At 41.3% G+C, this 12,502-nt stretch carries 11 protein-coding genes, 1 tRNA gene and 1 riboswitch; of the genes, 5 read left to right on the plus strand and 7 right to left on the minus strand.

Going from position 1 to position 12,502, the window contains the following annotated elements:
- Positions 1-5 precede the first annotated feature (5 nt).
- The 3 genes from N9I19_RS13095 to N9I19_RS13105 form a co-directional block, all read right to left on the minus strand.
- Positions 6-1,061 carry a FecCD family ABC transporter permease gene (locus tag N9I19_RS13095; protein WP_317778026.1) on the minus strand — a complete coding sequence of 352 codons (1,056 nt, stop codon included), beginning with the start codon at positions 1,059-1,061 and terminating at the stop codon, positions 6-8.
- Complete coding sequence (locus tag N9I19_RS13100) at positions 1,024-1,989, minus strand: helical backbone metal receptor (RefSeq protein ID WP_317778043.1); 966 nt, start codon at positions 1,987-1,989, stop codon at positions 1,024-1,026. Before N9I19_RS13100 ends, N9I19_RS13095 begins: the two co-directional genes overlap by 38 nt.
- A gap of 162 nt (positions 1,990-2,151) precedes the next feature.
- Positions 2,152-2,327, minus strand: a riboswitch (cobalamin riboswitch).
- A gap of 86 nt (positions 2,328-2,413) precedes the next feature.
- Positions 2,414-3,307 carry a polysaccharide deacetylase family protein gene (locus N9I19_RS13105; protein WP_411730436.1) on the minus strand — a complete coding sequence of 298 codons (894 nt, stop codon included), beginning with the start codon at positions 3,305-3,307 and terminating at the stop codon, positions 2,414-2,416.
- 197 nt (positions 3,308-3,504) lie between these two features.
- Between N9I19_RS13105 and N9I19_RS13110 the strand changes: the two genes are divergently transcribed.
- A tRNA-Arg gene (locus tag N9I19_RS13110) sits at positions 3,505-3,578 on the plus strand.
- 175 nt (positions 3,579-3,753) lie between these two features.
- A complete protein-coding gene (locus tag N9I19_RS13115; RefSeq protein ID WP_317778028.1) occupies positions 3,754-3,984 on the plus strand; it encodes a hypothetical protein in 231 nt (76 codons plus the stop codon).
- A gap of 337 nt (positions 3,985-4,321) precedes the next feature.
- Here the strand turns inward: N9I19_RS13115 and N9I19_RS13120 are convergent, their stop codons facing one another.
- Positions 4,322-4,660, minus strand: a complete 339-nt coding sequence (locus tag N9I19_RS13120) for a hypothetical protein (RefSeq protein WP_284469151.1) — start codon at positions 4,658-4,660, stop codon at positions 4,322-4,324.
- A 411-nt stretch (positions 4,661-5,071) separates the two neighbouring features.
- Between N9I19_RS13120 and N9I19_RS13125 the strand changes: the two genes are divergently transcribed.
- A complete protein-coding gene (locus N9I19_RS13125; protein WP_317778029.1) occupies positions 5,072-5,548 on the plus strand; it encodes a GNAT family N-acetyltransferase in 477 nt (158 codons plus the stop codon).
- Positions 5,549-5,856: 308 nt separating this feature from the next.
- Positions 5,857-6,024 carry a hypothetical protein gene (locus N9I19_RS13130; protein WP_284469149.1) on the plus strand — a complete coding sequence of 56 codons (168 nt, stop codon included), beginning with the start codon at positions 5,857-5,859 and terminating at the stop codon, positions 6,022-6,024.
- A 221-nt stretch (positions 6,025-6,245) separates the two neighbouring features.
- On the opposite strand, the gene N9I19_RS13135 is transcribed toward N9I19_RS13130, so the two are convergent.
- Positions 6,246-8,438, minus strand: coding sequence for a DNA topoisomerase III (locus tag N9I19_RS13135; RefSeq protein WP_317778030.1), 2,193 nt, complete (start codon positions 8,436-8,438; stop codon positions 6,246-6,248).
- Between the two features lie 261 nt (positions 8,439-8,699).
- On the opposite strand from N9I19_RS13135, the gene N9I19_RS13140 reads away from it, so the two are divergent.
- Positions 8,700-10,250 carry an ABC-F family ATP-binding cassette domain-containing protein gene (locus tag N9I19_RS13140; RefSeq protein ID WP_061465848.1) on the plus strand — a complete coding sequence of 517 codons (1,551 nt, stop codon included), beginning with the start codon at positions 8,700-8,702 and terminating at the stop codon, positions 10,248-10,250.
- 107 nt (positions 10,251-10,357) lie between these two features.
- Here the strand turns inward: N9I19_RS13140 and N9I19_RS13145 are convergent, their stop codons facing one another.
- Both N9I19_RS13145 and N9I19_RS13150 read right to left on the minus strand, forming a co-directional pair.
- Complete coding sequence (locus N9I19_RS13145; protein ID WP_317778031.1) at positions 10,358-11,545, minus strand: class I SAM-dependent methyltransferase; 1,188 nt, start codon at positions 11,543-11,545, stop codon at positions 10,358-10,360.
- 33 nt (positions 11,546-11,578) lie between these two features.
- Positions 11,579-12,487: a phosphotransferase gene (locus N9I19_RS13150; RefSeq protein WP_317778032.1), complete on the minus strand. Its 909-nt coding sequence runs from the start codon at positions 12,485-12,487 to the stop codon at positions 11,579-11,581.
- Between the last annotated feature and the right edge of the window lie 15 nt (positions 12,488-12,502).

Genomic DNA, 12,502 nt, shown 5'->3' on the forward strand with positions numbered 1-12,502 from the left:
CGTTTTTACCCTTCTCTCCGTCTCTTTAATAAAATCAGCGCAAATGCCGGTGCCCCGATAAGTGAGGTGATCACCCCGATCGGCAGTTCCGCTGGGGCAATGATCGTTCGTGCTACAAAATCCGCCAATATTAAGAATCCGCTTCCTATCAACAATGACAACGGAAGCAAATGTTTATGGTCAGGTCCCCAAATCTTCCGGACAAAATGAGGAATGACCAATCCTACAAAACCAATCGCCCCTGAAACGGCAACGGCTGCCCCTGTCAATGTCGAACCGGCTATCAAGATCCACATTTTCCGCCGCTTCACGTTCACACCTAAGTGTTTTGCCCGGTCTTCCCCGAAAGTCATCGCATTCAATTCGCTTGCATTCATGATCAAGGTCAACGAACCAATGATAAAAAACGGCAAAATGATTACGATATAATTCCATCCGCGCATTGAGACGCTTCCCATCAGCCAGCCGATGATTTGTCTTAATTCATCACCCGTCAGCGCAATCATCAATGAAATGAAGGCACTTAAAAACGAGCTGAAAATGATTCCCGTTAAGATAATCGTTTCCACTTTCATCGACCGATCCATTTTTTTTGCAAAAGTCAGTACGCAGAGCATCGTGAGCACTGAACATAAGATGCTCAATGCCGGAAGAGTATATAAACCGATGAATGGCAGTGATATATTCAAGAATATTGTCAATACGGCGCCGACCGATGCTCCTGAAGAAATACCTAATGTGTAAGGATCAGCGAGCGGGTTCCGGAGCAGTCCCTGAAAGGCTGCCCCGGCAATCGCAAGTGATGCCCCAACCAAACCAGCGAGCAGCACACGCGGCAAGCGGATGTTCATCACGATATTCGTAAGCATCACATCCGGATCAGCAGAAATCGGCAAGTGGAAAATCTCCTTGCCGATTATTTGTATAAGTACGGGAATCGGAACTGGCACCGAACCAAAGGAAATGCCTATCGTCATTGCGAATAACAAAATTAACAACGCAATCAAATAAGCAAACGCCCATTTAGTTGTCAAATTGGTTCGGATAGACTGCTTTTGCAAGTTCCTCTACTCCTTCTATTAAGCGTGGACCGGAACGGGTCACCAAGTCAGAAGGGACATCAAAGACTTGGCCATTCTTAACGGCATTTACGTCTTGCCATCCTTTTCGGCCTGTCACTTCACTTACTGGATCTTTTGTATAATTACCATACGTTGTAATGATGACATCCGGATTTGCAGCAATCATCGACTCTTCATCAATTTTTGCCCAGCCGTCCAATTCAGCAGCAGCATTATCCGCTGAAATAATATGAAGCATTTCATTCATGAAGGTATTTTTTCCAGGTGTATATATATCCGGTGATGGCGAAACCTCAATTAAAACGGTCTTCCTATCCGCTTCCTTAACGGATTTGGCTTTTTCCTGAATATCCTTGAGCTTCGTTTTCATATCCGCAACGATTTCGCTTGCCTTATCATTTTCTCCCGTTGCCTTTCCAATCATTTCAATAGATTCATAGACTTGGTCAAAGCTTTGTGCATCATTGACTACAAGGACATCTATTCCAGCATCCTTAAGCTGCTTTAATCCCTCATTCGAATTATGGGCACTTGATGCATGGGCAAGAACAAGGTCAGGCTTCATGGAGACAATCAGCTCCGTGTTCATTTCCATTCCGCCAACTTTTTTAATTTTTTTCGTTTCTTCCGGGTAATTATCATTGTCGGAAACACCAACGACCTTTTTACCCAAACCAAGTGCAAAGACCACTTCTGTATTACTTGGTATCAACGTAACGATTTTCTTCGGTTTTTGTTCTATCGTTACTTTTTCGCCCGTTGCATCTTTAATCGTAATCGGGAAAGCGTCGTGTTGAGCATGATTCGTTTGCTGCTTTTCTTTTCCTTCATCAGTAGCGTCACTGCAGCCAACCATCATGCCTGCAGTAAGCAACATCAACAATATCAAACCAAAAATCTTCTTCATTTTCATTCCCCACAATCTTTTCATTTAATTTCTTCACCTAATAATCTCGGAAGATGCACCCAAAACAAAAAGCACCTCCCGTTAAACGGAAGATGCTTGTATGGCAACAATATCATTACGGACTCTTAGGGTCTGCCACACACCTTCCCATCCGCGTAGGTTACAGGTGTACGAATCTTGGCAGGTCTCCTGGCTCATGGTCATCGTCAACGGCACCTTCCCATATCCCCATACAGTGGTACACAGCCTTCAGCTCCCAAATACAGTGGCGGGACCGCGCTGGCATTTCACCAACTTCCCTTTTAAGTCATTAAGACACCAAATCGTTCATATGTATATAATTTTCACTGCCTTCATTATACACCATGTAAGAATCGATTATTATATGATTTTTCTGAACAAGTTTGAAATGCACCGTCCATTTTCAATGATTTGAAGCATTTTCTATCAGCGACGCGAACCCACCGACTGATAATCCAGGTGAAATCCGAACTCGATGCAAGGCATACATCCCTTGTTCCCTTGAAGCTCCTCCAGGTTCAGTAGTGGCTGCCATCTTGTATCCAGCTTCTTCTGAAAGCCTGAGACTCTCTTCATTATAACGACCAACTGGATAGGAAAGCACTGTCGTGTCCTGTTGCAGGATACGATCGAACAGATCCTTTGACTGGACCATTTCCGCTTCTTGCTGCTCTGCCGTCATTCGGTTCAGCTCCAAATGGTTGATAGTATGGCTTTCGATCGAAATCCCATTCCCGCTCATCTCCATCATTTGATTTTCAGTCAGGTGATGACCTTTATCGATGGACTTCCCGATCATGAAGACAGTCGCTTTCATATCATATTCTTTTAGTATATGGAAAGCGTCCGTGTAGTTATCTGTATAGCCATCATCAAAAGTAAGCCAGACACACTTTTCACTTGGCATCCGATTTTCGGTTAAAACGAGAAATGCTTCTTCAGGGGATAATGTATAGTAACCATTTTCCCGAAGCCAAGTCATTTGTAATCGGAATTCCTCTTTTGGTACCCGAAGGCCATTGCCTTCAGAAATGCTATGATACATCAATATTGGAAGCTGTACCGCGGACTCGGCCGTTATCCAGTCTCTCGTATCGATTCGTTCAGTATATAATTCGTCCTCCGAATCCTGCCCAGTGTCATTCTCCGCTGCTGCAGCCACTTCAATGTTATCTTTCGTGATCGGTGCAGCCGTCTTTGTGCCTATACCCTCTAAAATCCCTTGTGAGCATGCCGGTAAAATTAAAATCCCCAGCAGCGTCACCATCCATAAAACTCTATAATTCCCCACTATCATTCTCCTAATTTTTTCTAGCATAATAGTACCAGAAAACCAGGAAATAATAAAGTATTCCATTTAATGAAGAGTAAGGAAACAGGAGAGCTGAGTGCCCCCTAAGCGTCTAGATGTTTTTTTTCATAATTATTATTGCTATTAACTTGAAAAGTTTGCCTATAAGAAATATAATAAATAAGTCGTCGACTTTTTTATATGTCCCAGTAGCTCAGCAGGATAGAGCGACAGCCTCCTAAGCTGTAGGTCGTAGGTTCGATTCCTATCTGGGACGCTAATTTTATAAACCCTGTTATAATGCGGTTCTTCCGTGTTGTAGCAGGGTTTTTTCTGTTGGTATGACCGTTAAAAGCCGTAAATTGCATGTAGGATAAAAGCATTTCTGTACGTAGGAAACAGTGATATTCCATTTCACTATTATTTTTCTATGTCTGGAGGTGCTTTTTTTCATGAAGAAACACGTTATTAAACAGCGTGGAACTGCGATAAAGGAACGGAAATTGGACAGTAAGGCTACGGATAGTTTCACGATTGAATACACACTGCAAGAAGCCTTAGATATTTTTCTCCGTGCAAAAGTTGCTGAAGGTGTCCGACAGCGAACATTAGGCGAATATGTACGGCACATAAGGTATTTAACGGAATACTTATCTGTTTATCATCCGTCTTTTATGAAATGAAAAAACTAGTCGCTTTTGGGTCCATGTAACCTGCACGATGGAGCCAAGCATGAAACATAGAACCAGTTAGAAGAATCTCATTAATATCTACTCGATCAAGTTGGAGGGGATTAATGACCCTTATTGTAATTGGCTGAAGAAACAAAGGCACAAAAAAAGGAAGAGGGACTACAAAAGTCCCTCTTCCTTTTTCACTTTATTTTTTTGAAATTTTTCTTAATAAATATAAAGCGTATATGATAGCTGGTATAGCTCCAATCATTAAAATCATGTTTATTAAACCAAATATAAAATAAGAAGGCGATACATTCATTTTAATTCAACTCCATTAAAAATTTTAATCTCTATATGAATATTTTTGATAAACACGAGCATATTTACTATTTTTATTTAAAAGAGTAAGTTTGAGAGAACTAGTAAGACTTACATAGCCATTAGAAACGCTACCACTCAATTTATAATTTCCTACAGCATTCATATCATAACCTATTTTTTCAGCTTTTGAATCAGTAACATCACATGAAGCATCTACATTTGACCAAGTAGTACCTTTTGTTCCTGCTACAGAACAATATCTCATTTTCAACCCATAATTACCAACAGAATAATGATTACCTAATTTTAAGGTAGCAACAACCACCCCTACACTTTTTAATTTAACCCAAGCAGTATACAATCTTTCTCCATAATCTTTAGGTTCATGACGCCATGGCCCCATCTTTGTAGAGGTAATTGCCAGAGCCTGTATGCTTCTTGAATTACTGTTATCAACTTCATCTGTTGAACTAAGTTCAACAGATGAACCATCGCTTAATTCTATTGTTGTAGGTCCTTCAGAATGAACATTTGATTCGTCTGATAAAGCTTTCTGCTTTACCTCCCTTTTTTGAATTCAAATTGTAGTTATCATGATATGTATCGGATAAATCTTTGAAATTGGATGGTAAATAATAATTAAAAATCTAAAATATTACCATTCTTGAACATTCGGTGAACATTAATTTTAAATGGCACTAATTATTTAAATTAAGAAGATAGCTGGCTTCTTAATGGTAATATATAGAAGAAGGGTTAGGGGGAGCATTTTATGGAAAAGGTAAATTTCGTTGAGTTAAAGCATTTTTCAGATGAACATTCCGAAAAGCTAAATCAGTTTGAACTGCCTGAAGAACAAGGTCTATTTACTGCCTTGCCAAACAAGTTTACAGACGTAACAAAAGGGCAGCATCGTATTGTTATTTTAAGTGATGATGAACCTGTGGGTTTCTTTTTACTGCATTCAACAGATCGCGTAAAAGAATATTCGACTAACCCCAATGCCATGTTGCTGACCGCATTATCAGTTGATCGTGAGCAGCAGGGAAAAGGCTATGCAAAACAAGGGATGTTCCTACTTGCCGGGTTTGTTAAATCAGAATTTCCTAATTGCGATGAAATTGTATTAGCTGTCAATCATAAGAACATCCCCGCACAAAAGCTGTATGTTAGGGCTGGATTTCATGATACGGGTTTGAGAAAGTTTGGAAATATCGGCGAACAATATATTATGAATTTAACCATTTAATTCATATTCATTTTTTAATTTCGATAAATATCTGCAGAAAAATAATGGATATACATTACAGCTGGTATATAATTACACTTTTTTTTAAAAGAAATGTTTGAACCTGTCCCAGCCGGGTATACAAATACTGTAAGACATTCTCACCAAAGGAGATGATGTGCACGATGAGTACAATCAGAAGCCAATGGAACAAAGAGAATGACGCAGCGGTGTTTAGTCCCGGTGATCAGCGTTAGAGTCAATTGAAGAGTTAGATGATAATCAAAATGGGAATTACTAGTCTTCTCACCCAAAGGAGGATACTGATCATGAGTATTTACAGCCTATGGAATCCAGAGAATGATGAAGCAATTTTCAGTCCGGGTGATCAGCAGCCATTCTGTACGCTTACACTAGTGGATTCGGATAAACACACAAAAAAAACTGACAAAACACTTGAATATGAATTGCAAGGGACCGTACTGAATGAAATTTAGTCGTAGCCGCGATATATGGAAAGGGATGGAGCGAATGCTCCATCCCTTTCCACTGTCTTTTTTTATGAATTTCGCCACTTCATTAAGCGGCAATCGTATTGTCAGGAAAGATGGCCCTGAGAAGGCAGAAAACAGCAAGGATTATGCCCACTCTGCCCATACAAATAACCCCATAAAAAGAGCCCTCACTATAAAGACTAATAGTGAAGGACCCATTTCTTTTATTTATCGAATTTCAGTTTGGCCAAAGCATCCGCTAATGCAGTATTGATCGGCTCTTCTTTATTTTGCTTTTTCATATAATTGGAGACTTCATTTTTTGATACTTTTTGATTTTTATTTTGCCCTCTCCGTTTATTGTAAGAGGAAAGTTTTTCGTGAAAACCGCATTTACATGTGAATGTCTGTGCTTCTCCTTGACCGCGCATTTCCATCTTTTTGTGACATTGTGGACACCTGGCATTTGTTACACGTGAAACACCTTTTTTGTGGCCACATTCACGATCTTGACAGACAAGCATTTTCCCCTTTTTACTATTCACTTCAAGCATCAGCTTGCCGCAATCAGGACATTTCGTTCCTGACACGTTATCATGCTTGAATTTTTGGTCACTATTTTTGATTTCATGAACGATATTTTTAGCGTAGGCGCGCATATCGCCGATGAAAGCCTGTTTTGCTAGCTTTCCTTTTGCAATTGCTGTTAACTTTTGCTCCCATTGAGCTGTCAGTGCTGGAGATCGTAAGTCTTCAGGTGCCAATTGAAGGAGTTGTTTTCCTTTCGAAGTAACATGAAGGTCCTTCCCTCTCTTTTCGATCAGGAAGCTATTGAACAGTTTTTCAATAACGTCAGCACGCGTTGCAACAGTCCCAATTCCGCCAGTTTCACCCAGAGTCTTGATGAGTTCTTTGCTTTCCCCTGTCATGAAACGAGCAGGATTTTCCATTGCCGAAAGAAGTGAGCCTTCATTGAATGGTTCCGGCGGTTTCGTTTCACCCTCTGTTTGTTTCACAGTCGAAATGGTTAAACTGTCACCTTTTTGAACGTTCGGAAGCAGTTGCTCGGCAAGGCCATCTTTAGCTTCTTCCTCATCAAATTGATGATCATAGACTTCCTTCCAGCCTGATTTCAGGACGACCTTCCCTTTTGCCATGAACGTCTCCTGCCCCATTTTCGCGGTTATGGTCGTTTGCTCATATTCAAAAGGCGGCATCAATACGGCAAGGAACCTTTTAACGACCAGATCATAGATTTTCGATTCTTTGTCGCTCAGTTTTCCCGGTAGCGGCGTTTGCTCAGTGGGGATGATTGCATGATGATCCGATACCTTACTATCATCCACGAACGATTTATTGGCCTTAATCGGACTGCGCAGGATCCTCGATGCATACTGGGCATATGGTTTAATGCTGACGGCCTGTAATCTTTCTTTTAGCGTATCAACTAAATCCGTTGATAAAAAGCGTGAATCCGTCCTTGGGTACGTCAAGACTTTATGGCTTTCATATAAGCGCTGCATGATCGATAATGTCTCTTTCGCCGAATAGCCGAATTTCTTATTGGCGTCCCGTTGAAGTTCCGTTAAATCATATAAAGAAGGGGCAAAACTTTTCTTATGGGCTTTGTTCACTTCCACCACTTCTGCCTTTTTCCCCTTCACGGCTGCTAGAACCTTTTCTGCCTTGACTTTATCGAATGTGCGTATATCTTTTGATTGGGCATCTTGCCAGATTAGGCGCAAATCGGATTCTGCATTTGCCGAAACGCCATAATATTTCTTAGGCTGGAATTGTTTTATTTCTTCTTCCTTTTTTGCAATCATCGCAAGTGTCGGCGTTTGGACCCGACCGCAGGATAACTGGGCATTGTGCTTGGTTGTAAGGGCGCGTGTCGCGTTCATCCCAACGATCCAGTCCGCTTCCGCTCTGGCCACAGCAGAGGCAAATAGATTTTCATACTCCTTGCCATCCTTCAGCTTTTTAAATCCATCTTTGATCGCTTTATCCGTTACAGAGGAAATCCAAAGCCGCTTGATCGGCTTCTTCACATTCGCTTTTTCGAGAATCCAGCGTGCAACAAGTTCCCCTTCACGGCCTGCATCTGTTGCAATGATGATATCCTTGACATCATTGCGGTTCAGCTGTGTTTTAACCGATTGAAATTGCTTGCCTGATTGCTTGATCACGACCAATTTCAAAGAATTCGGCAACATGGGCAGGTCCTCAAGGCGCCAAGTTTTATATTTTTCATCATAAGTTTCCGGATCTGCATGTGTCACCAAATGACCTAGAGCCCATGTGACGATATACTGATCGCCTTCAAAAAAACCATTACCCTTTCTCCCGCAATTCAGCACTTTTGCTATATCTCTTCCGACCGAAGGCTTCTCGGCCAGTACGACTGTTTTACTCATAGTAAACATCCTTCCCTTTTAAACTGATTTCTCTATTATCTCACATAATTTATAACAGGGCGATAATGCATAGGCATGGCATCCAAAAACAGGTCCAACAGGTGTAGATCCTATATTCATCATTACGATTTTTCCTGCCAAGGGCTCGATTGTCACCAAAGGGCATATATGTAAATTAATAGATTAGATAGCAATCCCGTGCAGATTTTAGTATGATGAAACGTAGGGATTTTTTCAAATTAATTGGGAGGTTCAATATAAATGAGCTTACTTTCTATAGATAAATTAGCACACAGCTTTGGCGATCGCACCTTATTCAAGGATGTTTCCTTCCGCCTGATGGCCGGCGAACATGTTGGTCTGGTCGGGGCAAATGGTGTCGGAAAGTCAACGATGATGAATATCATTACAGGACAGCTTATCCATGATGATGGCCGGGTGGAATGGACACCTGGTGTCGAATATGGATATCTTGATCAGCATACGATACTTTCTAAAGGTAAATCGATTCGCGACGTCTTAAGGGATGCATACTTACCTTTATTCGAGCAGGAAAAAGCATTGAATGAAGTAACAGAGAAAATGGGGACAGCCACTCCAGAAGAACTTGAAGAACTCTTGGAACAAATGGGTGAAATCCAGGACAAGCTTGAAGCCGGTGGTTTTTACAATCTGGATATTAAAATTGAAGAAGCGGCACGCGGTTTAGGGTTGGATGCAATCGGATTGGACCGTGACGTTTCTGCCCTAAGCGGTGGACAACGGACAAAAGTTTTACTAGCCAAGTTACTTTTGGAACAGCCTGAAGTACTGCTCCTTGATGAACCGACGAACTACTTGGATGTAGAGCATATCCGCTGGCTGAGCAGCTACCTAAAGGAATATCCTAATGCTTTCTTATTAATTTCGCATGATACCGAGTTCATGAACGGCGTCGTCGACGTCATTTTCCATCTTGAATTTTCAAAACTGACCCGTTACACGGCAACTTATGAAAAATTCCTTGAGCTTGCCGAATTGAATAAAAATCAGCACATCAATGCCTATGAAAAACAGCGTGAATTCATTAAAAAGCAAGAAGATTTCATTGCAAAAAATAAAGCCCGTTACTCAACGACCGGTCGGGCAAAGAGCCGTCAAAAGCAATTGAATCGCATGGAACGTATCGATCGTCCAGAAACTGCAATGAAACCTACCTTTGACTTTAAAGAATCACGTGCGAGCAGCCGTTATGTATTTGAAGGTGAGGATTTGGAAATTGGATATGACCGCCCATTGCTTCCGAAGTTGTCCATGACAATCGAACGGGGAGAAAAAATCGCCGTGGTCGGCTGTAATGGAGTTGGAAAATCCACTCTTTTAAAAACGATTTTGGGTAAAATTGATCCTCTAGGCGGCAAAAGATCACTTGGCGATTTCCTTTTTTCTTCTTATTTTGAACAGGAAGTCAAAGCAGGCAATACGACGCCGATCGATGAAGTGTGGAATGCATTTCCGCATCTAGACCAACCACAGGTACGTGCCATTCTTGCCCGTGTCGGTCTGAAAAACGAGCACATTACACGTCCAATGAGCCATTTAAGCGGTGGTGAACAATCAAAAGTACGTCTGTGTAAACTTATGCTTACCGAAAGCAATTGGCTGTTATTCGATGAACCGACTAACCATTTGGATGTCGTTGCAAAAGAAGAACTGAAACGTGCATTGAAAGAGTATAAAGGAACGATTGTCCTCGTATGCCATGAACCTGACTTCTATGAAGATTGGGTTACCAAAGTATGGGATGTAGAAGAATGGTCGGCTCAAAATTAATTTTTTTTAGGGGATGTCGCAGAACGCGGCATCCCCTTTTATTATGAAGTAAATAAAAAGCTGACTGAAAAGACTCATTCAGTCAGCATTATTTCCTTAACAGCAGCTTAAACTCGTTCCGCCACCAATGTATATGTTTTCGGAAGTCCAATATCGTGGATTTTATGATTCGGTTCTTCCTCGAGTACTTTAATAACAAGCCCTGATTGACCTATTGACGTTATAAGTTCCCCGATTGTCCATTTACGCTGTACAACTCTTGAAAGGCTCCCTTTTTCCTGATCCGGCATATGCTTGGAAAAAGCGACCTCATTATTTTCGATTGCCGGGGCAAAATAGTTTCCTGTTATCTTATGTTTTTTGCCATTCGAAGTAATGAGCTTTGTTGAAATCGGGTGAAATTCATGCAGTACGAATCGGCCTCCGGGTTTCAACATCGATTTAATTTTTTCAAATAACGGCTGGAGATCGATTAAATAGTGAAGCACGCCAAGCTCCATTAAGATCAAATCCTGATTCCCTGATTCATGTTCCGACGGTAATGAAAGCACATCGGAAACAATATACTCGATGGAGACATCAGACCCATTTGCCAGCTCATTTGCAAACGTTGCGTTTTCCTGGGAAAAATCAACAACTTTCACTGTGGCTCCCAATATGGCCATCGCAACTGCTTTGACACCGTTCGACCCCATCAAATGAGTGATTTTTTTGCCGGATATGTCCCCCATATATTTATAAAAAGGGTGCAGTCTCCATTTTGGGTTTTGCTTGATTTTCGATGCCAGTTCCGCAGGATTTCCATAACGATTGACAAGCGCTAAGTAATTATTCTGGTTCCACGCCTGTTCATTTTCCGCTGTGAACCCTTTCTGCTCGGCAAATAAGTAAGCATGAATCTCGGCACTGTACCTTCTCATTTCTTCATCGTATAAATAACTGTACAACGACCTGCACCATACCTCCATATCCCCCATCTTTATAGACAAGCGATAAGGGTCTGTTTTAATGGTCGTGTTAAACCTGCAGTGGACAGTGACAGAAATCCCCTCGACATCCATTTGAAAAGAGGCAGTCTCAGGACTTTTTTCAGGCTTTGTCGGGGAGTATTCGGAAAAAAGATCTAATGCCTCATCAAAAAGATCCCATTGTACATCAATGACGATGTTCTCATAATTATCAATATCCACTCCTTGCACGAACAGAGCAGGTCGACCTGTATATTGATAAGGAATATTAGCTTGTTCCAACATGTTCCCCATTAATGTGATTGCATGATAATAACTTGCCTTCATATGAACCTCCTAGACATCAAAAGAGCATTACAATTATTCTTCTATAGCAAATTTCAAACCGGTACTCGTAATGGCTATCAGCTCTTCATCATGGCGGTCAATGCCATAAACGAGTAATGTAACAAGCATATATATTGCTCTGAACCTGGCTAAGCTCTCCGTTTCTTTTTCGATTTCACCATAGATTTCAAAAAAGCCTCGGCGCGCTTCTCTTGGGAAATAACTATATAAAAAGGATAAATCAATGGCAGGGTTTCCGATATGCACATCTCCCCAATCAATGATACCTGTAAGAACGCCTTCGTCATCAAGTAAAACATTTCGGATATGAATGTCTCCGTGAACGAGTGAACTCGGTTGCGGAGCACCCAACTCGCCTAGCCCTCCAACAAAATCTTTAACCGCATCAGCTTGTTCAAAGTATCCTAACTTTATTAGATTTGAGACATTTTCCATTAGCGACTTCTTGCGATAGGATACATCAAGCCTCATCATCCCATCAGGCTGTACACCTAAACGCTTAGCCCTTTCCACAGGGAAACGGTGAACAACTTTCAAAAAATGGGCAAATCTTTTTGCCGATTTAGCCTTCTTTGCTTTTGTTCCTTCTATAGGCAAGTGTCCCTTTACCATTTTATAACCGGTAAAAGGATAAGGATATAGTGTACTTGGTTTCCCAAAAAAGATTGGTTCAGGGATATCAAGCGGAAAGGTCCCTGCAATTGAAGGCAAAAGCTGATTTTCCAACTGAATCAACGTAACTGCAATAGGGCGGCGAGGGAAACGGAATACAAATTGCCCATTGATTTGTATGACCGTATTATCGAACCCCTCCCCAAGCTGCTTGATCTCTTTCAACTCAATTTCCGGAAACTGCAGCATGATCAATTTTCCTGCAAGCTCCAACGAAACTGGATATTCTGCCAACCAAGGCTTTTCCACTCCAGTCTCCCCCTT

The sequence above is a fragment of the Peribacillus sp. CSMR9 genome (genome assembly GCF_033141925.1).
GTDB classification, from domain to species: domain Bacteria; phylum Bacillota; class Bacilli; order Bacillales; family DSM-1321; genus Peribacillus; species Peribacillus simplex_A.